The following is a 19,826-nucleotide window of genomic DNA, read 5'->3' as shown; positions in this document are numbered from 1 at the left end:
GCGGGGTCGGTGTGGTGAGGAGGTCGCATGTTGATCGGGGAGTTGGCGGATCGGGCCGGGATCAGTGCTCGGATGTTGCGGTATTACGAGCGGCAGGGGTTGGTGCGGGCGGGGCGGTCGGCCAATGGGTATCGGGTGTACGACGAGGGGGAGGTGGTGGTCGTGCGCAAGATTCGGGAACTGTTGGCGCTGGGGTTCGATCTGGCGGACGCGGGGGCGTTCGTGACCTGCCTGCGGGCGGGAAATCGGTCGGGGGACGAGTGCCCGGATTCGGTGGAGAGTCTGCGCCGCCGGCTGGCCGAGGTGGAGGGGGCGATCGCCGAGCTCACCGATGTTCGGGAACGTTTGCGCGGGCAGCTCGCGGCGGCGGATGACGCGCCGAGATGCGAACTGTCACAATATCTTTCGGAGGAGAATCGGTGAAGTTCGCCGTCAGTTACAGCACGCCGTTCAACGGGACCGATCCGGATCGGCTCGTCGCGTTCGCGCGCCACGCCGAGGAATGCGGGTTCGAGGGACTGTACGTACAGGACCACATCGCGTTGTACCCGGGGGCGAACTACGGGGGCGGGGAGATGCCGCCGACGCTGGCGTACTTCGATCCGCTGGACTGCCTGAGTTTCGTCGCGGCGGCGACGGATCGGTTGTTGCTCGGGACGGGTGTGCTGCTGTTGCCGTATCGGCATCCGGTCGTGCTCGCCAAGCGGCTGGCCACCCTCGACGTGCTGTCCAAGGGGCGGATGCGGCTGCTCACGATCGGTCTCGGCGCGCTGCCCGGCGAGGCCGAGGCGGTCGGCGTCGACTTCCGCAGCCGGGGCCGCCGCGCGGACGAGGCGATCGACGTGTTGCGGCTGCTGTGGGCGGGCGGGCCGGAGGGCGTCGATCATCGCGGCGAGTTCTTCGCCTTCGACAAGCTGTGCAGTTATCCGAAACCGCTTGCGGGAGCGAACCTTCCGATCCACGTCGGCGGCTCCAGCCGGGCCGCCGCCCGCCGCGCCGGTCGCCGGGGCGAGGGCTACTTCGCGGGCGGCATGCTCGACGAGGCCGAACGCGATCGGCAACTCGACCTCGCCCGCGAGGCCGCGGCCGAGGCCGGGCGCGATCCGGCCGCGCTGGAGTACACCCGGTGGGGCTCGGCGAATCTGGCCCCCGAGCGGGTCGCCGAACTCGCCGAGCACGGCGTGACCCGCGTCGTGGTCAACCTCACCACCGAGTCCGCCGCCGAACAGCACGACCAGATGTCGGACTTCGCCGCGCGTTTCGGGTTGACGGCGTCCTAGCCGATCCGGCGCGATCGCACCGCGGTTCGAGGTTCGGGGGCTTCCCGGCGAACCGGGGATGCGGTTGGATGACGGCGTGGACACTGTCGAATTCGCCCGTGTGGTCCAGGAATTCGGGCCCGGCGCCGCGCTGCTGGTCGAGCCCGGGTCCGCGGCCGCCGCTCACGTTCCGGCGCGCTGGGCGGGGATCGCGGGCAGCGAGGTCGCGTGGGACCGGTGCGCCGCCGCGCTGGCGCTGTGGCCGCGCGAGGTCGTCGATCTGCTGCCGAGGTTCGCGTCGGTGCTCGCGCGCTGCCTGGAGGATGTGCGGGTGTGCCTGCTGCGCGGGGACTGGGTGTTGCTCTACGGGATACGAAACCGGTTCCGGGAGCACGAGTTCCGGATCGGCTGGGATCCCGCCACCTTCGGCGCCGCCGTCCCGGCGCACTGGGGCGCGCTGCCCGAGGCGCTGCGCGAATTCCTCACCTCGGTGCACGCGGGCTTCACCGATCTGGACCGCGTCTCCTTCGGGCCCGTCCGGCCGCGCGACATGCTGACCTACGCGGAGCTGGGGCTGCTGCCGGTGCGCAATTGGCAAGCGGGCGAGGATATTCCGGTGGATCGGGCCATGCTCGTCACGCGGGGGCTGGGCGGCACGTACTACTTCGTGTCGCCGGATCTGCCCGCGGGGACCATCGGCTGGGAGGCGGGCGGGAACCTGGACCGGCCCCTGGCATTCGGCGCGACCCTCGACGACATGATGAGCCGCGGCTTCCCGCCCGCGACCGCTCCCGAACCCGTCGCCGAACCGGGGCCGCCGCCGCGGGTGGCGCGCGCGGTGGTGTGGAACGCGAAGCTCACCGAGGACACCGCGCGGGCGCGCATCCACGAACTCGTCGGCGAACTGTCGACGGCGCTCGGCGGTCAGCTGCGCGTGGAACCGCTGGACGAGACGATGCTGCCCTGCGACGACGACGCGGGCGGGGTGTCGGAGTTCGAGCGGCTCGACGCCCGGTTCCGGCTCGAACCGCCGCCGCCCGATCGCGCGCGCGGCTATCTGCCGGTGCTCGTGCGGATCTGGGAACAGCGCGGCTGGAAGGTCGACGCGTCGGTCGAGGCGGACGGCGTCGTCGCGCGCACCCGGACGGCGGACTGGTTCGAACTCGTGCTCTCCTGTCGCGACGACGTGCTGCGGCTGACCGTCGCCTCGCCGGGAATGGTCCGTCAGCCCTCGGGATAGAACAGGAACAGGGTGCAGCCGGTGGTGGTCGCGGGGATGTGCCAGGAACCGGCCGGGGCGTGCAGGAACGTGCCGGGGCCGTAGTCGCGGGCGCCGTCGTGGAAGGTGCCCGCGACGACGTAGACCTCCTCGGGGCCCGGTTCGTGCACGTCGCGGCGGGGCCATCCGGAGCCGGGGTCCATCTCGAGGAGGTGGGCGTGCGCGCCGTTCGGTCCGGTCCAGAGGGTGCGCAGCCGGACGCCTGGGAAGAGTTCGCGGACCGGGGCGTCGGCGGCGGTGTTCGAGGTGTAGCCGTCCTGGGCGAGGATCTCGGGGTGCATGACTCCTACCGTGCTCCGTGCGGTGGGGTCCGGACAGTGTCCGATAAGACGTCATAGGGTACTTTTTTGCCATGCATCGTGTGGTGGCCCTCGTGCGGCCGGTGCAATCGACCTTCGAACTGGGTTGTGGCGCAGAGGTGTTCGGCACGCCCCGGGCCGGGGTGCCGCAGTACTACGAGTTCGAGGTGTGCGCCGAGCGGCCCGGACCGGTGCCGACGACCGCGGGGTACGCGCTGAACGTCACCCGCGACCTGTCGGCGCTCGACACCGCCGACACCGTGCTCATCCCCGGCTGGCTGCCGGTGGAGACGCCGTTGCCGCCCGCCGTGCGTCGGGCGCTGCTGCGGGCGCACGCGCGCGGGGCGCGGCTGGTGACGATCTGTTCGGGGGTGTTCGCGCTGGCTCGCACGGGTCTGCTGGACGGCCGGTCGGCGACCACCCATTGGGCGCGCGCGGCACAGCTCGAATGGGAGTTCCCCGCGATCCGGGTCGAGCCCGACGTGCTCTACGTCGATCACGGCGACGTGGCCACCAGCGCCGGTGCGGGCGCGGGCATCGATCTGTGCCTGCACCTGGTCCGCAAGGATCACGGCGCCGCGCACGCCGCGCTGCTCGCCCGGCACATGGTGCTGCCCCCGCACCGCGAGGGCGGCCAGATCCAATTCGCCCCGCCGCCACCGCCTTCCGACGCCCTGGACGGGTTGCTCGAATGGGTGGAGGCGCGCCTGGACAAGCCGCTCACGGTCGAGGACATGGCCGCGCATCTGCGCGTCTCCCCGCGCACGCTGGCCCGCCGCTTCGCCGACCAACTGGGCACCAGCCCCGGCGCGTGGCTGCTCGCCCGCCGCGTGGCCGAGGCCCGAAACCTGTTGGAGCAGACGGATCTCCCCATCGACGCCATCGCCGTCCGCGTCGGCCTCACCTCGGCGGTCAACCTGCGCCGCCGCTTCCGCGACCGGGTGGGAACGACGCCGGGCGCGTACCGGCGGGCGTTCCGGACGCCGTGATTCAGCCGAAGTGCAGGATCGACAGGCCGCCCGCGACGAGGCAGTAGGTGGCGAACGGGAGCAGGGTGCGGGTGCGGAAGTAGCGTTCGAGGTAGCGCACCGCGAGCCAGGAACAGACGCCGGAGACGAGCGCGCCCACCAGGATCGGGCCGCGGGCGGGGGCGATGCGGGGGTTGAACAGTTCGGGGAGTTCGACCAGGCCCGCGCCGAGGATGGTGGGCGTCGCCAGGAGGAAGGCGAATTTGGCGGCGTGCTCGTTCTCCAGGCCGCGCCACAGGCCGCCGACCATGCTGAGCCCGGCGCGGCTGAAACCGCTGAGCAGCGCGCCGGTTTGGGCGAAGCCGATGGCGATCGCCTCCCACCAGCTCAAAGCCGCCAGGGGACGGTCGGATTGGCGCGGGGTCGCCGGGTCGAGGAGCGCGACACCGCCGTGCGCCCGGCGGCGGGCGAAGCGGCGGCCGTACTCCGCGAGCGACGGCTCGTTGCGGCGGCGCAGCCCCTCGCCCACGATCAGCACCGCGCCGTTGGCGGTGAGCACGACGCTCGTCTCCAGCGGGGTGACCGACAGGGCGTGCAGTTCGTGATCCAGCAGCGGTCCGAGCACGCCCACGGGGACGGTGGCGAGGATGATCAGCCAGGCGAGCCGTTGCGGCACGGTCTCCGCGCGCCCGGTGCGCACCGACGCCACGAAACCGCCCGCGATGGCGAGCCAATCGCGCCGATAGTGTCCGAGCAGGGCCACCGCCGTCGCCACGTGCATCGCGACCACGACCGCGAGATACGCTGTGCCCCTGCCGGATCGGCCCTGGCTCGCCTGCCGCCAACTGCCGCCGACCCAGTCCGCGACCAGCACCGAGTGTCCGAGACTGGAGATCGGGAAGAGTTCGGTGACACCCTGCACCGCCCCGATCACGGCGGCCTGTGAGTAGGTGATCATCGAGCACGAGTCTCGCACAGCCCCGGGGCCGGATCATGATCACCCCACAGGTGGGCACAATGCCCGAAATGCCCTATCCCTCAGCATGATTGCGGTAGGTGCGCGCCACCAGCGCGGCGCGCAGATACCACAGTCCGCTCGGCTCGGTCGGGTCCAGACCGGTGAGCTGGCCGACGCGCTTGAGGCGGTAGTCGACGGTGTTGGTGTGCACCTGGAGCTGTCGCGCGGTGCGCTGCCGGGACAGGCCCGTGGCGAGGTGACTGCGCAGGGTCTCGAGCAGATCCGGGTGGTCGTCGAGCGGATCGAGCAGGGTGCCGAGCCGGTCCAGGCCCGGCCCGGGGCGGGTGAGCTGGTACTCCATCGCCAGATCGGCGAAGCGGTAGAGCGCGGGCGGGCTGCCCAGCCGCAGCACGGTGTCGAGGAGTTCGTGGGCGCGGTCCGCGCAGCCGGGGATCTCGGCGGTGGCGGCGGTGACGACCGTGGCGGTGATCGGCACCTGGGCGGCCTCGGCGAGCCGGGCGACGAGCGGATCCAGTTCCTCGTCGGCGATCGCGTCCGCGGGCACGAGCACGGTGCCGCCGTCGACGCTGAGCAGCGACAGCACCCGCCCGTCACCGGAGCGGGCCAGCTCGGCCTGCAATCGCCGAAGTTTGCGGCGCGCAACGACTTTGCCGTCCACGCCCGGCCGGTCCTCGTCGCGATGGCGGGGCAGGCTCATCGCCAGCACGGCGTACTCCGGCGCGATCTCCACGCCGCTCTCCCGGGCCATGGTCGAGGTCGGATGCCCCGACAGCAGCGCCGACACCAGGGTGTGCACGGCCGTGTGGTGTTCGCTGACCGCCGCCTGGTGTTCGCGCACGTACGCCAGCGAGACCGCCGGGGTGATCGTGTCCAGGACCTGCAGGAGCAGCTGGGCCGGATTCTCCGGCCGCTCGTGCGGTTCGGTCTGGGTGAGCAGCAGATCGAACGCCACCCGGAAGCCCTCGTGCACGGCGTGGTGCACGGTATCGATCGGGATGCCCTCGCGCGCCCAGCCCGCGGCGGCCTGCCGCAGGAATTCGACCTTGTCGTCGGGGCATCGGCCCTCGAGGACGTCGATGGTCAGTTCCAGGCAGACGCGGGTGACGGCGGTGATGTCGCCGCGTAACGCGTCACCGGGCAGGGTCGCGCACGGTGCCACATGCCTGGCGAAATGGCCGACCAGTTGTCGCGAGAGATTCCGGACATCGTGTCGGGCGCGTCCGTTCATGGAGACTCCGCAATCGCGTCTTCGAGGAACACGAACGTTCCCAGTAGCGGCCGACTCTATCGAGCGTGCCGGTCGCTACGCAACCGTCCGGGATGCGACCGGTAGGGGTTCCGGCGGTGTGAGATCGGCCTCACGCTCGTCGAATCGCGCTCGGGCGGTGGCCAGTTCGCCCTGGTGGGCGACGACCCACGAACCCATGGCATGGGTCAACCGGCCCAGGTCCTCGCCCAGTTCGGTGAGGGAGTACTCCACCCGCGGCGGCACGGTCGGGTATACCGCGCGGCGGACCAGGCCCTCGCGTTCCAGGGTGCGCAGGGTCTGGGTGAGCATCTTCTGGGTGATGCCGTCGAGGCGGCGGCGCAACGCGTTGAACCGCACGGGTTTCCCGTCCACGCGCAGCGCGCCGAGCACCAGCAGTACCCATTTGTCGGCGAGCACCGACAGCAGTTCGCGGGCGGGGCAGCGGTTCAGGTAGCTGTCGACCAGATCATCGGAGCCGATCCAGGAGTCCACGGTATCCATCGGGTACCTCGGTATGGAAATAGTGCCTACTTTCCCGCGGATACTACAGCGCCCAGAATCGGAGTATGCGAGCGATCAGTCAGAACAGCTTCGGTGGCCCGGATGTGTTGCGCACCATCGAGATTCCCCGTCCCGAGCCCGGACCGGGCGAGGTGCTCGTCCGGGTGGCGGCCACATCGGTGAATCCGGCGGATTGGAAGGTGCGCGCGGGGCACGTCCTGCTGGGCGACCCGCCGTTCACGCTCGGATTCGACGTCTCGGGCACGGTCGCCGCGCTCGGATCGGGCGTGACCGGGTTCGCGGTGGGGGAGGAGGTGTTCGGGATGGTGTTCGGCAGGTTCGGCGCGTACGCGGAATACGTTGTGGCGCAGTCGGAGTCGCTGGTGCGCAAGCCGGAGGCGCTGGATCACGTCCACGCCGCCGCGCTGCCCAGTGCGGCGACGACCGCGTGGCAGGCGCTCGCGGGGCTGCGGGCCGGGGAACGGGTGCTGATCCACGCGGCGGCCGGCGGCGTCGGGCATCTGGCCGTGCAGATCGCCGTCGCGCGGGGCGCGGAGGTGCTGGGGACGGCGCGCGCGGACAATCACGAATTCCTGCTGGGGCTCGGCGCGAGCGAGCTGATCGATTACCGCGCAACGGATTTCAGCACGGTCGTGCGCGATGTCGACATGGTGTTGGATCTTGTCGGCGGCTCCTACGGCAAGCGCTCGCTGCGGGTGTTGCGGCCGGAGGGGCGGTATGTGGACGCGCTGGGCTCCGACGCCGAGGGCGATCCGCGGTACGTCCGGTTCTACGTCGAGCCGTCCGGGGCGGATCTGCGCGAGATCGTGGCGTTGATCGACGCGGGGCGGTTGCGGGTGGAGGTGGCGCGGGTGATGTCGCTGGCGGAGGTGGCCGAGGCGCACCGGATCAGCGAATCCGGCCGGGTGCGCGGGAAGATCGTGCTGGTGCCGTGGGGCGCGGCATGATGGGGTGATGGACGCGCACGCCGAACTCGTCGATCTGGCCGAGAAGTACTGGGACACCGTGCTCGAGGCGGCGCCCGGTGCCGCGACCCTGCTGGGGGATCGCCGCTTCGACGACCGGATCGAGGATCTCTCCGAGGCGGCCGAACAGCGGTTGACCGGCGTGTATCAGGGCCTGCTGCAACGGGTTTCGGCCCTCGACGCGGCGGCGTTGACCGACCGGGACCGGATCACCCGGGCGTTGCTGATCCAGGAGCTGGCCTCGGCCGTCGACCAGCTGGAGTGGCGGCCGGTGGAGATGGCGTGCGATCAGATGGACGGCGTGCACGCGGCGACCTTGACCCTGGCGCCGCAGACCAATGCCCCCGCGCCGGAGAACGCACTGGCCCTGGTGCACCGGTTCCGGCAGTTCGACACCCTGTTCGCGCAGGCCGCGGAGCGGTTCCGGGCGGGGCTGGCGGCCGGGCGCGCGCCCGCGCGGGTCGTGGTCGAGCGGTCGCTGAACCAACTCGACGGATACCTCGCCTCGAATCCGGCGGACGATCCGTTCGTCACCTTCCCCGGCCCGGCCGACTGGGACGGTGAATCCGCTTGGCGCGCAACGCTGTCCGAGGTGGCGAGCGAGGTGATCCGCCCGGCCCTGCGCGAGTACCGGACGGTGCTGGCCGAAGAACTGCTGCCCGCGGCGCGACCCGACGACAAGGCCGGGCTGTGCTGGCTCGGATCCGACGGCGAGGACATCTACCGGCGGCTACTGCGCAGGCACACGACGCTCGACGATCTGGGGGCCGAGGAGATCCACGCGCTGGGTCTGGCCGAGTTGGAACGGCTGCGCGAGGAGTACGCGCGGGTGGGCGGCGCGCTGTTCGGGCTGCGGGATCAGGCCGAGATCTTCGAGCGCCTGCGCGCGGATCCGGCGCTGCGCTACCGCGACGGGGCGGAGATCCTGGCCGACGCGCGCGCCGCGCTGGCCGACGCCGACGCGGCCATGCCCGACTGGTTCGGGCGGCTGCCCGAGGAGTCGTGCGCCATCGTGCCGGTGCCGGAGTTCCTCGCGGCGGATGTGGCCGGGGCGTACTACTTTCCGCCCGCCGCCGACGGCTCGCGGCCGGGGACCTACTTCGTGAACTTGTACGACCCGTCCGATCAGCCCCGCTACCAGACCCGGGCCATCGCCTACCACGAGGCCATTCCCGGTCATCACCTGCAACTCACGATCGCGAACGAGCTGACCGGGGTGCCGCGCTTCCAGCGGCAGTCCTTCGCCAACACCGCGTTCGTGGAGGGCTGGGCGCTCTACACCGAACGCCTCGCCGACGAGATGGGGCTGTATCCGGACGATCTCGCCCGGATCGGCATGCTGGCGGCCGATTCGTTCCGCTCGGCGCGGCTCGTGGTCGACACCGGTCTGCACGCGCGGGGCTGGAGCAGGCAGCGCGCGATCGACTTCATGGTCGCGCACGTCCCGATCGGGCGCACCGAACTCGAGACCGAGGTCGATCGGTATATCGCCATACCGGGGCAAGCGGTCGGTTACAAGGTCGGACAGCTGGAGATCGCGCGGCAGCGGGCGCGGGTCGCCGAGCGGCTCGGGGAGCGCTTCGACATCAAGACCTTTCACGACACCGTGCTGGGCTCCGGGTCGGTGAGCCTACCGGTGCTGCGGGAGCTCGCCGCGACGCTCTGAGGCCCGGCCCGTCAGCGGCCGAAACGGTGTGTCCGCCTGCGGCAAACAACCGGCGTGCTGTTCAATGGACTGGTACGACGAGTTCTTCCAGCATGCTCCGCCCTCGCAGCATCCGAAAGGACAACTACCGTGAGCATGGTTCTCGCCGCAGCACACGACATGTACACGACGGTGGTCGCCCAGGTCGGCAATCCGACCCCGGAAACGCCCCCGGCCGCGGACAAGATCATGAAGATGGTCCGCTACTTCACCTGGTTCGTCCTGCTCTCCGGCGTCAGCGCCATCACCTACGGCGGCGGGCGCTTCGCCTGGGAGAAGTGGAGCGGCGGCGCCCTCGAATCCCCGAAGATGGTCGCGGGAGCCATGATCGGCGGCGCCACGGCCACCAGCGCGGGCACGATCATGAACGCCGTCATCGGCAGCTGATGCCGGGATGACGTCGCGCGTCATCCCGGCGTCGGCGGTGCTCAGGACTGGGTGAGCAGGGTGTGCATCCGGTCGATCTCCGCCTGCTGGGCGGTGACGATGGCCTGGGCCAGGGCCTTGGTTCGGGCGTCTCGGCCGTCGGTGAGTTCGGTGTTGCTCATGGTGACCGCGCCCTGATGGTGCGCGATCATCATCCGCAGCCACTCCCGGTCGAAGTCCGCGCCCGAAAGTCCTTGCAGCGCGGCCATTTCGTCGTGCGTCATCATGCCGGGCATATCGTGGCCCATATCGGCGGAGGGCGCGGGCCTGCCCGCCGCGCGCAGCAGATCGGTGATCTGCTGCATCTCGGGGGCCTGGGCCTTCTCGATCTCCCCGGCCAGGGCGATCACCTGGGGGTTCTGTGAGCGGCCGGGGACCAGTTTCGCCATATCGAGGGCCTGGGCGTGATGCGGATACATCATCTGCAGGAAAGTGATGTCGGCATCGGCGAAACCCGCGTCGGCGGTGGTCGTGCCGCCGCCGTGGTTCATACCGGACATGGTCGTGGTGGCCGGGGACGCGGTGTCATCGCCGTTGCTGCAGCCGGCCATGAGCAGGGCCACGGCGATGCCGGTGCCCGCGAGCGTGGTTCGGGTACGGGGGCCGAACATGATTGTCCTCCTGAGGGATTCGTCTGGGTGAAGGGCGCGCGCGAGCGCCCATCAGATCCGCAGGATCGACAGCTCCGGTAGGGACGGCACGGTCCACGGGGGTGGGCGTGGCTGCCGGGACAGCCGGGCGCGCGCGGCGGCGGCCGCGGCATCGGCCCGATCCGCGCCGACCCACGCCACCAGCGCGAGCCCCAGGACGAGGGCGAGCGCGGACAGGACGAAGACGCACGCGTGCATTCCGGCGTGCGCGGGGCTCGGATCGGCGGTGGCCGCCTGTTCGTGCGCCCGCGCCGCGGCGGGTTGGGCCGTGGCTTGCGTGGCGTGGTCGGTGGCGGGTTGGGCCGCGGCGTGCCTGTCGTGTTCGGTGATGGGTTGGGCCGCGGCGTGCGTGGCGGGTTCGGTGGTTGGGTGGGCCGACGCGTGCCCACCCGCGAAGACGACCGAATGCATGATCGCGATCCCGGCGACCAGCACGAACAGCCCGAGCGGCCGCGAGCGGCGGGGCGTTCGGCGGGAAGCGATCACGCCGCCAGTCTAGGTCGGCGCGCCGCGGCCGAACCAGGCCGGACTCAGGGGGTCGCGATATCGATCACCAGGCGGGCCGGATTGTCCAGTGCCGCAACGGAAAACGTGGGCCGGTCCGCGTCGATGCCGATGAACGACCGGGTGGCGCCCTCGTAGACGTGCGAGCCGTAGACCCCGATGATCCCCGGCACCGCCGGATCGGTGACCGGATCCGGACCCTCGTATTCGGCGACGCCGCTGTCCCAGGGATAGGCCGAGCCGAGGATCTGTACCTCCAGGATGGACCGCCCGGCCACCGCCACGGCCGTCCCGCTCCCGTCCTGGACGGCCCGGTCGGTGTAGCGCACCCGCCACCCCGGCCGTCCGGTGCCGCCGAGTTCGTAGACCACGCGATCGAAGCCGGGGTGGTGGCCGAGGCGCACGCCCGTGACCGTCAGGCGCGCGCCCGGCGAGGGATCGCCCTGTTCCGGGTCCACGCTCGTGGGCGGCGCCGGGGCAGCCGAGGTGGTCGCCACGTGCTCGGCGGGGTGCGCGGCAGGCTGGGACGAGTCGGTCGAGCAACTCGTCAGCAGCGTCAACCCCGCGATCGCGGTGAATACCAGCCTGTTACGCATGGGGCAGATGGTATGCCGGGTAACCATTGGGGTGGTGGCGACGACACGGCAACGATCTAGCACACTAGAGGGGTGTTGGTCGACGACGTATTGAGCCGATTGCGGCGGTATCCGGATGTGGAGGCGGTGAACCTCTATGCCGTCGACGCCGCCGATCGCCTGATCCTCGACGTCGCGGCCGAATCGCTCGAGAAGGCGGGCAGCGGACACGTGGCCGTCCTCGACGACGGCTACGGCGCGCTCACCCTCGGCGCGATCGCGGCCCACGATCTGCGCGAGGTGCGGGTGCATCAAGATCTCTTGACGGGAGAACAGGCCCTCGCCCACAACGCCCGCGCGCTCGGGCTGGCCGATCGCTATGTCGCGCATCCGCTCGGGCGCGGGTTGCTCGCCGATGTCAAGGTGGTGCTGCTGCGGCTGCCCCGCGCGCTGTCGGGCCTGTCCGAGATCGCCGACGCCATCGCGCGCTACGCCGATCCGGATGTGCGGATCTTCGCGGGGGCGCGGGACAAGTACCTGACCCCGGCCATGAACGAGGTACTGGCCGAATCGTTTTCGTCGGTGCGGGCCAGCCGGGGCCGGCAGAAGTCGCGCATCCTCCTGGCGGAGGGCCCGAAACCGTTGGGGGAGCCGCCCTTTCCGGTGCGCAAGCGGATCGATGAGCTGGGGCTCGAGGTGGTGGCGCACGGCGCGGCGTTCTCCGGGCCGCGGCTCGATATCGGCACCCGCTTCCTGCTCGAGCATCTGCGCCGGATGAAGCCCGACGCGCGCGACGCCATCGATCTGGGTTGCGGCACCGGCATTCTCGCGGTGGCCCTCGCCAAGGCCCGCCCGCACCTCGCGGTGACCGGCACCGATCAGTCCGCCGCGGCGGTCGCCTCCGCCCGCGCCACCGCGGCGGCCAACGACGTCGCCGACCGCGTGCAGGTGCTGCGCGACGACGCCATGTCCGAACTCGCCGATCACAGTGCGGATCTCGTGGTCTGCAATCCGCCCTTCCACATCGGCGCGGCGGTGCACACGGGGTCGGCCATCAAGATGTTCGCCGAGACCGGGCGGGTGCTGCGGCCGGGCGGGGAGCTGTGGACGGTCTACAACTCGCACCTGAACTATCGGGGCGTGATGGAACGCATGGTGGGCCATACGGATGTGGTGGGCCGCAGTCGCAAGTTCACCGTTACGCGCTCGGTACGCGGGTTGCGTACGCGGTAGAGTCCTGAATGTCCGATTTCTGTCCGGTTCGGGAACTTGCTTCCGGCACCGGGCGTTGGACAATCAGAACGGTCACGATCGACGTTGGCCGCGAACCTCGGAAAGGCGACGAGACGGTGCGCACCACTAGCAACCCGATCTTCAAGCAGTTACCGCAACAGCAGGGCGGTGGATACGCGGGATTCGGTTCGGCGGCTGCGGGCGCCGGGCAGTTCGGGCAGTACGGCCAGCAGCCGTACGGCTACGAACAGCAGCAGCAGCCGTATCAGGCGGCCCCGGCCGCGCGGCCGATGACCATCGACGACGTCGTCACCAAGACCGGCATCACGCTGGGCGTGGTGACCGTGGCGGCCGTGCTGTCCTACGGGCTCACCGCGGCGAATCACGCGCTGGCACCGCTGTTCGTCATCGTCGGCGGCCTGGTCGGCTTCGTGCTGGTGATGGTCGCGACGTTCGGGCGCAAGCAGGACAACCCGGCGATCGTGCTGAGCTACGCGGCGGCCGAGGGGCTGTTCCTGGGCGCGCTGTCGTTCATGTTCACCAATGTCGCCTTCGGCGGCGTCGGCGGTTCGGGGCTGATCGCCCAGGCGGTGCTCGGCACCTTCGGCGTGTTCTTCGGCATGCTGGTCGTCTACAAGACCGGCGCGATCCGGGTCACGCCGCGGTTCACCCGAATGATGTTCGGCGCCATGATCGGTGTGCTGGTGCTCATGCTCGGCAACCTGATCGCGGCGTTCTTCACCCCGGGCGGTTTCGGCCTGCGCGACGGCGGCCCGATCTCGATCATCTTCAGCCTCGTCGTGATCGCCATCGCGGCCTTCAGCTTCCTGCTCGACTTCGACGCCGCCGATCAGCTCATCCGGGCGCAGGCGCCGGAGAAGGCGGCCTGGGGCGTGGCGCTGGGCCTGACCGTCACCCTGGTCTGGCTGTACCTGGAGATCCTGCGACTGCTGAGCTACCTGCAGAGCGACTAGTCACGACGTATCCGAAAACCACTGGCCCTCGGGAAATCCCGAGGGCCAGTGGCCTTTTCAGCGGAGGATCAGCTGAGGCGTTCGATGATCATCGCCATGCCCTGGCCGCCGCCCACGCACATGGTCTCCAGGCCGAACTGCTTGTCGTGGGTCTGGAGGTTGTTGATGAGGGTGGCGGTGATGCGGGCGCCGGTCATGCCGAACGGGTGGCCCAGGGCGATGGCGCCGCCGGAGACGTTCAGCTTGTCCAGATCCATGCCGAGCTCGCGGGCCGAGCCGAGCACCTGCACCGCGAACGCCTCGTTGATCTCGTAGAGGTCGATATCGCCGATGCCCATGCCCGCGAGCTTCAGCGCGCGACGGCTGGCCTCGATCGGGCCCAGGCCCATGATCTCCGGCGACAACCCGGACACGCCCGTGGACACGATGCGGGCCAACGGGGTCAGGCCCAGATCGCGCGCCTTGGTGTCGCTCATGATGACCAGCGCCGCGGCGCCGTCGTTGAGCGGGCAGGCATTGCCCGCGGTGACCGTGCCGTCGGGGCGGAAGACCGGCTTGAGCTGCGAGATCTTCTCGTAGGTGGTGCCGGGCCGGGGGCCGTCGTCGGTGCTCACGACGCTGCCGTCGGGCAGGGTGACCGGGGTGATCTCGCGCTCGAAGAAGCCCGCCTTGATGGCCTCCTCGGCGCGGTTCTGCGAACGCACGCCCCAGTGGTCCTGCTCCTCGCGGGAGATGCCGGTGAACTGGGCGACGTTCTCGGCGGTCTGACCCATGGCGATGTAGATGTCGGGCAGCAGATCGTTCTCGCGCGGGTCCTGCCAGCCGTCGGTGCCGCCCTGGGCGCGTTCGACCGTGCGGGACTCGGCCTCGGCGAACTTGATGTTGTGGGTGTCGGGCCAGCCGTCGGAGGTGCCCTTCGGGAACCGCGACACCGTCTCGACGCCCGCGGAGACGAACACCTCGCCCTCGCCCGCCTTGATCGCGTGAAAGGCCATGCGCGAGGTCTGCAACGACGAGGAGCAGTAGCGGTTGACCGTGGTGCCGGGCAGGTAGTCGTAGCCGAGCTGGGTGGCGACCACCTTGGCCATGTTGAAGCCGCCCTCGCCGCCGGGCTGACCGCAGCCCAGCATCAGGTCGTCGATGTCGGAGGCCGCGAGCGCGGGCACCTTGTCGAGCGCGGCGCGCACCATCTGGGTGGCCAGATCGTCCGGGCGCATGCTCACCAGGGAGCCCTTGGCGGCCCGGCCGATGGGCGAACGGGCGTAGGACACGATGACGGCCTCGGGCATGAGGACTCCTTCTGTCGTCGGATGCTCCTCCGAATTTACGTCGCGGGCATCGGGTCCGGAACACCCGGTATGCCCCTGTCGCTCGCGCGCAGTTCGCGCAGCAGGGCCGGGAGCAGATGCTTGGCGGCCAGCTCGTAGCCCGCCGCGGAGGGATGGAAGCCGTCTGTGGAGAACAGGATCTCCGGGGTGGTGCGGAATTCGCGGCCGAGCAGATTGCCCATCGCGACCGGACTCGCGCCCGCGGCCAGCGTCGCCGCGGTCTGGGCGCGGGCCAGCCGCCGACACCAGCCGTGCACGACCGTGCGCAGCGGTTGCGGAATCGCCGACACCGTACCGAGATCCGGGCACGTGCCGACCACGACGACGCTGCCCGCCGCGCGCAGCCGGCCCACGGCCTGCCGCAGCCGCTGCGCCGAGCGCAGCACCGAATGCTTCTTGGTGACGTCGTTCGCGCCGATGAGGATGACCGCGGCGTCCGGCGGCGGTCCGGCGACGAACATCGCGTCCACTTGTCCCGCAAGACCTTTCGAGGTGGCGCCCGATATCGCCTTGGTGCTCAACCGGATTCGCAGCCCGGTCGCCTCGGCCAGGCCGCGCGCGATGCGCACGCCCGGCACGTCCTCGGGGTCGACGCAGCCGACGCCCGCCGCGGTGGAGTCGCCGAAGATCATCAGATGCAGATCGAACGGCACCCCGGTGCGCCAGCGCCGCGGCGCGAGGCAGCCCGCGGTGTACACGCCGTCCGCCTCCGGCGGCTTGGCCGTATCGCGCCCGATCACGGTGCGCGCGGCCTGCGCCTGCGACATCAGCAACTTGTAGGTCGCCCAATACCCGGCGGTGGCACCCGAACCGGCCACCACGGTCGCGGCTCCCGTCACCGCGAATGTCCGCCACGTCCTCACGAAACCCTCCGCTACAGCCTCTCCCGCCTCGACATCGACTTGCATACATCGTGCCGGATCGCTCGGCTGTGAGCACGGACCCCGAGCGAACGGTTACTGACCCGGTGGCGGACCGGCGACCTCGAAGGAGCCGTGCGCGGGCGCGTGCAGGGCGTTGGTGGTGACGATGACCTCGATGTGGCCCGGCCCGGTGTCCTGGAACATCGCGTACAGGATGCTGCCGTAGATGCCGGTGACCACGTTCAGGCGGTACTCGCCCGCGGCCCCGGTGTTCATATTGCGCCAGGACACCGTGGTCTCCACATTGCACAGCGGAGCGAACGGGTACTGGCCGGGCCCGACGCCCTGGATGGGCAGCGCCTGCACATTGACGACCGCGCGGCCTGGGTAGTCGGGGCTGGTGTCGGCCCAGGTCCGAATGTTGCCCCAGCAGAACCCGCCGTAGTACATGCTCGGCGTCTGCGGGAATTCGGTGGTCTGGGCGGCGGCGGGCGCGACGAGCGCGATGGTCCCGAGGGACCCGAGCACGGCAGCGCGGACGGTCTTCGGCATCCTCACGCGGGCGATGATAGGGCGAATACGGTTCCCGGTCGCGCTTTGTGGTAAACGCCGCGCCGGAAATCGGACGCGCCGATCGATCCGCACCCGGTCCGAGCCCCCGCGCGGGTTCTGGAACGATGGGTGCCATGCGCATCGCGAACCACGTCGTCGACCTGATCGGCAACACCCCGCTCGTTCGGCTGAACGCCGTGGTGGGGCCGAACTCCGGCCTGGTGGCGGCGAAGATCGAATACCTCAACCCGGGCGGCAGCTCCAAGGATCGGATCGCGGTCAAGATGATCGACGCGGCCGAGGAGCAGGGCCTGCTGAAGCCGGGCGGCACGATCGTCGAGCCGACCTCCGGCAACACCGGGGTGGGCCTGGCGCTGGTCGCGCAGCAACGCGGGTACAAGTGCGTATTCGTCTGCCCCGACAAGGTCGGCGAGGACAAGCGAAATGTGTTGCGCGCCTATGGCGCCGAGGTCGTGGTGTGCCCGACCGCCGTGCCGCCGGAGCATCCGGACAGCTACTACAGCGTCTCCGACCGTCTCGTCCGCGAGATCGACGGCGCCTGGAAGCCCGATCAGTACTCCAACCCCGGCGGCCCGGCCAGCCACTACGAGACCACCGGCCCGGAGATCTGGCGCGACACCGAGGGCCGGGTCACCCATTTCGTCGCCGGGGTCGGCACGGGCGGCACGATCACCGGCGCGGGCCGCTACCTCAAGGAGGTCTCCGACGGGAAGGTGAAGGTCATCGGCGCCGACCCCGAGGGTTCGGTGTACTCCGGCGGCACCGGCCGGCCGTATCTGGTCGAGGGCGTCGGCGAGGACTTCTGGCCGACCGCCTACGACCCGAGCATTCCCGACGAGATCATCGCGGTCTCCGACGCCGACTCCTTCGAGATGACCCGCCGCCTGGCCCGCGAGGAGGGCCTGCTGGTCGGCGGCTCGTGCGGAATGGCCGTGGTCGCGGCCCTGCGGGTGGCCGAGCGCGATCCGGACGCGGTGGTCGTGGTGCTGCTGCCCGACGGCGGCCGCGGCTATCTGTCGAAGATCTTCAACGACCGCTGGATGAGCTCCTACGGCTTCCTCAGCACGCGCCTGGACGGCCGCAGCGAACCGCTGGTCGGCGAGGTGCTGCGCGGCAAGTCCGGCGCGCTGCCCGATCTCGTGCACACCCATCCGTCGGAGACGCTGCGCGACGCCATCGAGATCCTGCGCGAGTACGGGGTCTCGCAGATGCCGGTGGTCGGCGCGGAACCGCCCGTGATGGCCGGTGAGGTCGCGGGCAGCGTCAGCGAGCGCGATCTGCTCTCGGCCGTGTTCGAGGGTCGCGCGCACCTGACCGATCCGGTCTCCAAGCACATGAGCGAGTCGTTCCCGCTGATCGGTTCCGGCGAGCCGGTGTCGAGCGCGACCAAGGCCCTGGAGACCACCGACGCGCTCATGGTCGTCGAGGACGGCAAGCCCATCGGCGTGATCACCCGGCACGATTTGCTGGGCTTTCTCAGCAGCTACTGACACCCGTTCGATACCGCTTCGATCGGCTCCTTTCCGTTAGGTAACTTCCGGACGGGAATAACTGGACTGTTACCGGAAGTTCACGGGCGCCGACGAGGATGGGGTCGTATGACGCGGGGACAGGCGTGTGTGCTGGTGTTGCTGGGTATCACGGTGCTCGCCGCCGCGGAGCTGCTCGAACGCGTCGGATTCCCCGCGGCGGCAATGATCGTCTCGCTCGTGGTCGGCGCCGCGCTGGCGCTGAGCGGTCGCCTGCCCGCCGCGTTGCCGCGGCCGGTGAGCGTGGGCGTGCAGGCGATGTTGGGCGTGCTCATGGGCAGCTACCTCGAGGTGGCGCTGTTGCGCTCGATCGGATGGGATCTCGTCCCGGTGCTGCTGGTCACGATCGCCACGCTGGTGATCAGCGTGCTGGTGGCGCTCGTCTTCGCCCGGGTGGCCGGAATGAGCCTGCCGACGGCGACGCTCGGCATGATGGCCGGGGGTTCGGCGGCCGTGGTCGCGTGCGCCGACGAGTTGGGGGCCGATCCGCGGCGGGTGGCGTTCATGCAGTACCTGCGGGTGGGGTTCGTGGCGCTCAGCGCGCCGGTGGTGGCGACGCTGCTCGGGGAGGGCGACGGGTCCGCCGCCGAGGTCGCCGGACGGGTCACGAATCCGGATCTGCCCGCCTGGATGATCGTCGGACGCGGCGATCAGGTGGCCGGGCTGTCGATCGCTATCGTGTTGTGCCTGTTGGGAATTCGCGTCGGCCGGTGGCTGCGGCTGCCCAACGCCGCGCTGCTCGGTCCGATGCTGCTGGCCATGCTGCTCACAGCCGCCGGGGTGAGCCACGGGTACGCGCCGACGCATCTGTTCAAGCAGTTGCTGTTCGTGTGCGTCGGTTTCGAGGTGGGCGGCAGGTTCACCCGTTCGGTCGTGGTCGAGATGGCCCGCCTGATCCCGGCCGTGACCGCCGCGGTGGTGACGCTGTCGGGGTTGGTGGGCGCGGTCGCGGTGAGCCTCGGGCTGGTCGTGGATCTGCGGCCCACCGATCTGTACCTGGCCACCACGCCGGGCGGCATCAACGCCGTACTGGCCACGGCCGAGACGATGAATGTGCACACGCCGCTGATCACGTGCGTGCAGAGCATCCGGTTGATCGTGACGGTGTTGTTGCTGCCCGTCGTTACCCGGGTGTTGCGGACGTCGGTCGCGCCGCGGATCGACCCGGGTGGGGAGACGCCCCCGATGGTCGCGCGGGCAGCGGTATCGGCAGGTGGCGGGGGCTGACGTACGGCGTCACCGGGTCGTGACCTTCCGTTACCGGACGTTGTCCAAGAGCGGACAAACGGCCCTCGTCCAGCGCGACACGGTAACTTTCTTGGTGATCCGGGTCACTATAAGGTTTATCTAAAACCGCAGTTCAGAGGGTTATAGCGAGACCGAACTGTCCAACTTACGGTCGCGTAGCACCTACTGTTAACCTTCGGTTAGGTTTACGGCAACCTGCCGCAATCATCCTGTGACCTCGTTCGAAAACAGACCTCAGGTCTGCACAGCACGAGGAGTAGTCAACACCAACGCGGAAACACGACCGCCGCCGGACCATCCGGCCATCACCGAGATTCGGGTCGTGTCAGTTGGGGAGCCAGTCTCTCCCCGGTCCAAGCACAAAAGCATTCAGCGCGAAGGCGAGCCCGCGAGCGACGGGTCCTCGTCCTGGTATCGCGCTGCCCGCTGCAGGCCACCGGCCGATACAGAGTAGGAAACCCACCTCGAAATGACGACGAAGTCCTTCATCGCGAACAACAGAACCAAGGCGATCGCGCGCACCGCGGGCTCGGCGACCCTCGCCCTGGCCGCCGTCGCCGCCATCGCGGGCGCCGCCGGACAGCACTCCGACGCGGTCGAGCCCACCACGCTGGCGTCCACGATCGCCGCCTCCAATGCCCCGCAGTGAAGCCGGTACGGCGTCGCCATTCCAGATCCCCCCGAGCCCGGCAAGACTC

The 19,826-nt window shown here is 70.1% G+C and carries 22 protein-coding genes; 12 read left to right on the top strand and 10 right to left on the bottom strand.

The window, feature by feature from the left end; all coding sequences use genetic code 11:
- Positions 1 to 27: 27 nt before the first annotated feature.
- From ACWDSJ_RS32945 to ACWDSJ_RS32935, 3 genes are all read left to right on the top strand, one after another.
- Entirely contained in the window at positions 28 to 423 is a 396-nt protein-coding gene (locus ACWDSJ_RS32945; protein WP_450036571.1) for a MerR family transcriptional regulator, read from the top strand.
- Positions 420 to 1,280, top strand: a complete 861-nt coding sequence (locus ACWDSJ_RS32940; RefSeq protein WP_450036569.1) for a TIGR03619 family F420-dependent LLM class oxidoreductase — start codon at positions 420 to 422, stop codon at positions 1,278 to 1,280. The genes ACWDSJ_RS32945 and ACWDSJ_RS32940 overlap by 4 nt, the downstream gene beginning before the upstream one ends.
- Positions 1,281 to 1,356: 76 nt before the next feature.
- Positions 1,357 to 2,499, top strand: coding sequence for a hypothetical protein (locus tag ACWDSJ_RS32935; RefSeq protein WP_450036567.1), 1,143 nt, complete (start codon positions 1,357 to 1,359; stop codon positions 2,497 to 2,499).
- Here ACWDSJ_RS32935 and ACWDSJ_RS32930 read toward each other — a convergent pair.
- Entirely contained in the window at positions 2,484 to 2,819 is a 336-nt protein-coding gene (locus tag ACWDSJ_RS32930; protein WP_387363234.1) for a cupin domain-containing protein, read from the bottom strand. The genes ACWDSJ_RS32935 and ACWDSJ_RS32930 overlap by 16 nt on opposite strands.
- Before the next feature lie 71 nt (positions 2,820 to 2,890).
- On the opposite strand from ACWDSJ_RS32930, the gene ACWDSJ_RS32925 reads away from it, so the two are divergent.
- Entirely contained in the window at positions 2,891 to 3,826 is a 936-nt protein-coding gene (locus ACWDSJ_RS32925) for a GlxA family transcriptional regulator (RefSeq protein WP_450036564.1), read from the top strand.
- Between the two features lies 1 nt (position 3,827).
- Here ACWDSJ_RS32925 and ACWDSJ_RS32920 read toward each other — a convergent pair whose 3' ends face one another.
- The 3 genes from ACWDSJ_RS32920 to ACWDSJ_RS32910 all read right to left on the bottom strand — a co-directional run bounded on the left by ACWDSJ_RS32920 (position 3,828) and on the right by ACWDSJ_RS32910 (position 6,534).
- Positions 3,828 to 4,763 carry an undecaprenyl-diphosphate phosphatase gene (locus ACWDSJ_RS32920; RefSeq protein ID WP_450036562.1) on the bottom strand — a complete coding sequence of 312 codons (936 nt, stop codon included), beginning with the start codon at positions 4,761 to 4,763 and terminating at the stop codon, positions 3,828 to 3,830.
- 73 nt (positions 4,764 to 4,836) lie between these two features.
- Positions 4,837 to 6,012 (bottom strand): PucR family transcriptional regulator, encoded by a 1,176-nt coding sequence (locus ACWDSJ_RS32915; RefSeq protein WP_450036560.1) that lies wholly within the window; start codon positions 6,010 to 6,012, stop codon positions 4,837 to 4,839.
- 75 nt (positions 6,013 to 6,087) lie between these two features.
- Positions 6,088 to 6,534 carry a winged helix-turn-helix transcriptional regulator gene (locus tag ACWDSJ_RS32910; RefSeq protein ID WP_450036558.1) on the bottom strand — a complete coding sequence of 149 codons (447 nt, stop codon included), beginning with the start codon at positions 6,532 to 6,534 and terminating at the stop codon, positions 6,088 to 6,090.
- A 65-nt stretch (positions 6,535 to 6,599) separates the two neighbouring features.
- On the opposite strand from ACWDSJ_RS32910, the gene ACWDSJ_RS32905 reads away from it, so the two are divergent.
- The 3 genes from ACWDSJ_RS32905 to ACWDSJ_RS32895 all read left to right on the top strand — a co-directional run bounded on the left by ACWDSJ_RS32905 (position 6,600) and on the right by ACWDSJ_RS32895 (position 9,612).
- Positions 6,600 to 7,502 (top strand): NADP-dependent oxidoreductase, encoded by a 903-nt coding sequence (locus tag ACWDSJ_RS32905; protein ID WP_450036556.1) that lies wholly within the window; start codon positions 6,600 to 6,602, stop codon positions 7,500 to 7,502.
- Between the two features lie 7 nt (positions 7,503 to 7,509).
- Positions 7,510 to 9,186 carry a DUF885 domain-containing protein gene (locus ACWDSJ_RS32900; RefSeq protein ID WP_450036554.1) on the top strand — a complete coding sequence of 559 codons (1,677 nt, stop codon included), beginning with the start codon at positions 7,510 to 7,512 and terminating at the stop codon, positions 9,184 to 9,186.
- Between the two features lie 135 nt (positions 9,187 to 9,321).
- A complete protein-coding gene (locus ACWDSJ_RS32895; protein WP_387364229.1) occupies positions 9,322 to 9,612 on the top strand; it encodes a hypothetical protein in 291 nt (96 codons plus the stop codon).
- Between the two features lie 41 nt (positions 9,613 to 9,653).
- Here the strand turns inward: ACWDSJ_RS32895 and ACWDSJ_RS32890 are convergent, their stop codons facing one another.
- Genes ACWDSJ_RS32890 through ACWDSJ_RS32880 form a run of 3 tightly spaced genes read right to left on the bottom strand, consistent with a single transcriptional unit; the run spans position 9,654 to position 11,401 of the window.
- Complete coding sequence (locus tag ACWDSJ_RS32890) at positions 9,654 to 10,262, bottom strand: DUF305 domain-containing protein (protein WP_450036552.1); 609 nt, start codon at positions 10,260 to 10,262, stop codon at positions 9,654 to 9,656.
- Between the two features lie 51 nt (positions 10,263 to 10,313).
- Positions 10,314 to 10,787 carry a hypothetical protein gene (locus tag ACWDSJ_RS32885; RefSeq protein WP_450036550.1) on the bottom strand — a complete coding sequence of 158 codons (474 nt, stop codon included), beginning with the start codon at positions 10,785 to 10,787 and terminating at the stop codon, positions 10,314 to 10,316.
- A 44-nt stretch (positions 10,788 to 10,831) separates the two neighbouring features.
- Positions 10,832 to 11,401, bottom strand: coding sequence for an AMIN-like domain-containing (lipo)protein (locus ACWDSJ_RS32880; protein ID WP_450036548.1), 570 nt, complete (start codon positions 11,399 to 11,401; stop codon positions 10,832 to 10,834).
- A 72-nt stretch (positions 11,402 to 11,473) separates the two neighbouring features.
- Between ACWDSJ_RS32880 and ACWDSJ_RS32875 the strand changes: the two genes are divergently transcribed.
- On the top strand, positions 11,474 to 12,613 hold the full coding sequence (locus tag ACWDSJ_RS32875) for a class I SAM-dependent methyltransferase (RefSeq protein ID WP_450036546.1): 1,140 nt from the start codon (positions 11,474 to 11,476) through the stop codon (positions 12,611 to 12,613).
- Between the two features lie 116 nt (positions 12,614 to 12,729).
- Positions 12,730 to 13,587 carry a Bax inhibitor-1/YccA family protein gene (locus tag ACWDSJ_RS32870; protein ID WP_387363267.1) on the top strand — a complete coding sequence of 286 codons (858 nt, stop codon included), beginning with the start codon at positions 12,730 to 12,732 and terminating at the stop codon, positions 13,585 to 13,587.
- A gap of 68 nt (positions 13,588 to 13,655) precedes the next feature.
- Here the strand turns inward: ACWDSJ_RS32870 and ACWDSJ_RS32865 are convergent, their stop codons facing one another.
- The 3 genes from ACWDSJ_RS32865 to ACWDSJ_RS32855 form a co-directional block, all read right to left on the bottom strand.
- Positions 13,656 to 14,876 (bottom strand): acetyl-CoA C-acetyltransferase, encoded by a 1,221-nt coding sequence (locus tag ACWDSJ_RS32865; protein ID WP_387363270.1) that lies wholly within the window; start codon positions 14,874 to 14,876, stop codon positions 13,656 to 13,658.
- A 35-nt stretch (positions 14,877 to 14,911) separates the two neighbouring features.
- Positions 14,912 to 15,778 carry an SGNH/GDSL hydrolase family protein gene (locus ACWDSJ_RS32860; RefSeq protein ID WP_450036544.1) on the bottom strand — a complete coding sequence of 289 codons (867 nt, stop codon included), beginning with the start codon at positions 15,776 to 15,778 and terminating at the stop codon, positions 14,912 to 14,914.
- A 93-nt stretch (positions 15,779 to 15,871) separates the two neighbouring features.
- Positions 15,872 to 16,330 carry a hypothetical protein gene (locus ACWDSJ_RS32855; protein ID WP_387364232.1) on the bottom strand — a complete coding sequence of 153 codons (459 nt, stop codon included), beginning with the start codon at positions 16,328 to 16,330 and terminating at the stop codon, positions 15,872 to 15,874.
- Positions 16,331 to 16,464: 134 nt separating this feature from the next.
- Here ACWDSJ_RS32855 and ACWDSJ_RS32850 point away from each other — a divergent pair, with 134 nt between their 5' ends.
- The 3 genes from ACWDSJ_RS32850 to ACWDSJ_RS32840 all read left to right on the top strand — a co-directional run bounded on the left by ACWDSJ_RS32850 (position 16,465) and on the right by ACWDSJ_RS32840 (position 19,777).
- Positions 16,465 to 17,841 (top strand): cystathionine beta-synthase, encoded by a 1,377-nt coding sequence (locus ACWDSJ_RS32850; protein ID WP_387363276.1) that lies wholly within the window; start codon positions 16,465 to 16,467, stop codon positions 17,839 to 17,841.
- Between the two features lie 108 nt (positions 17,842 to 17,949).
- A complete protein-coding gene (locus ACWDSJ_RS32845; RefSeq protein WP_450036542.1) occupies positions 17,950 to 19,107 on the top strand; it encodes an AbrB family transcriptional regulator in 1,158 nt (385 codons plus the stop codon).
- A 490-nt stretch (positions 19,108 to 19,597) separates the two neighbouring features.
- Entirely contained in the window at positions 19,598 to 19,777 is a 180-nt protein-coding gene (locus ACWDSJ_RS32840) for a hypothetical protein (RefSeq protein ID WP_450036540.1), read from the top strand.
- Positions 19,778 to 19,826: the final 49 nt, after the last annotated feature.

The sequence above is a fragment of the Nocardia sp. NPDC003482 genome, from assembly GCF_053588115.1.
This window is presented reverse-complemented; position numbering and strand designations above follow the sequence as displayed.

Bases quoted from the DNA above. Each gene is read 5' to 3' on its own strand.
- ACWDSJ_RS32915 (WP_450036560.1), bottom strand. From the start codon at position 6,012: ATGAACGGACGCGCCCGACACGATGTCCGGAATCTCTCGCGACAACTG.
- ACWDSJ_RS32925 (WP_450036564.1), top strand. From the start codon at position 2,891: ATGCATCGTGTGGTGGCCCTCGTGCGGCCGGTGCAATCGACCTTCGAA.
- ACWDSJ_RS32845 (WP_450036542.1), top strand. From the start codon at position 17,950: ATGACGCGGGGACAGGCGTGTGTGCTGGTGTTGCTGGGTATCACGGTG.
- ACWDSJ_RS32880 (WP_450036548.1), bottom strand. From the start codon at position 11,401: ATGCGTAACAGGCTGGTATTCACCGCGATCGCGGGGTTGACGCTGCTG.
- ACWDSJ_RS32850 (WP_387363276.1), top strand. From the start codon at position 16,465: ATGCGCATCGCGAACCACGTCGTCGACCTGATCGGCAACACCCCGCTC.
- ACWDSJ_RS32900 (WP_450036554.1), top strand. From the start codon at position 7,510: ATGGACGCGCACGCCGAACTCGTCGATCTGGCCGAGAAGTACTGGGAC.
- ACWDSJ_RS32945 (WP_450036571.1), top strand. From the start codon at position 28: ATGTTGATCGGGGAGTTGGCGGATCGGGCCGGGATCAGTGCTCGGATG.
- ACWDSJ_RS32905 (WP_450036556.1), top strand. From the start codon at position 6,600: ATGCGAGCGATCAGTCAGAACAGCTTCGGTGGCCCGGATGTGTTGCGC.
- ACWDSJ_RS32855 (WP_387364232.1), bottom strand. From the start codon at position 16,330: ATGCCGAAGACCGTCCGCGCTGCCGTGCTCGGGTCCCTCGGGACCATC.
- ACWDSJ_RS32930 (WP_387363234.1), bottom strand. From the start codon at position 2,819: ATGCACCCCGAGATCCTCGCCCAGGACGGCTACACCTCGAACACCGCC.
- ACWDSJ_RS32920 (WP_450036562.1), bottom strand. From the start codon at position 4,763: ATGATCACCTACTCACAGGCCGCCGTGATCGGGGCGGTGCAGGGTGTC.
- ACWDSJ_RS32840 (WP_450036540.1), top strand. From the start codon at position 19,598: ATGACGACGAAGTCCTTCATCGCGAACAACAGAACCAAGGCGATCGCG.
- ACWDSJ_RS32910 (WP_450036558.1), bottom strand. From the start codon at position 6,534: ATGGATACCGTGGACTCCTGGATCGGCTCCGATGATCTGGTCGACAGC.
- ACWDSJ_RS32895 (WP_387364229.1), top strand. From the start codon at position 9,322: ATGGTTCTCGCCGCAGCACACGACATGTACACGACGGTGGTCGCCCAG.
- ACWDSJ_RS32865 (WP_387363270.1), bottom strand. From the start codon at position 14,876: ATGCCCGAGGCCGTCATCGTGTCCTACGCCCGTTCGCCCATCGGCCGG.
- ACWDSJ_RS32890 (WP_450036552.1), bottom strand. From the start codon at position 10,262: ATGTTCGGCCCCCGTACCCGAACCACGCTCGCGGGCACCGGCATCGCC.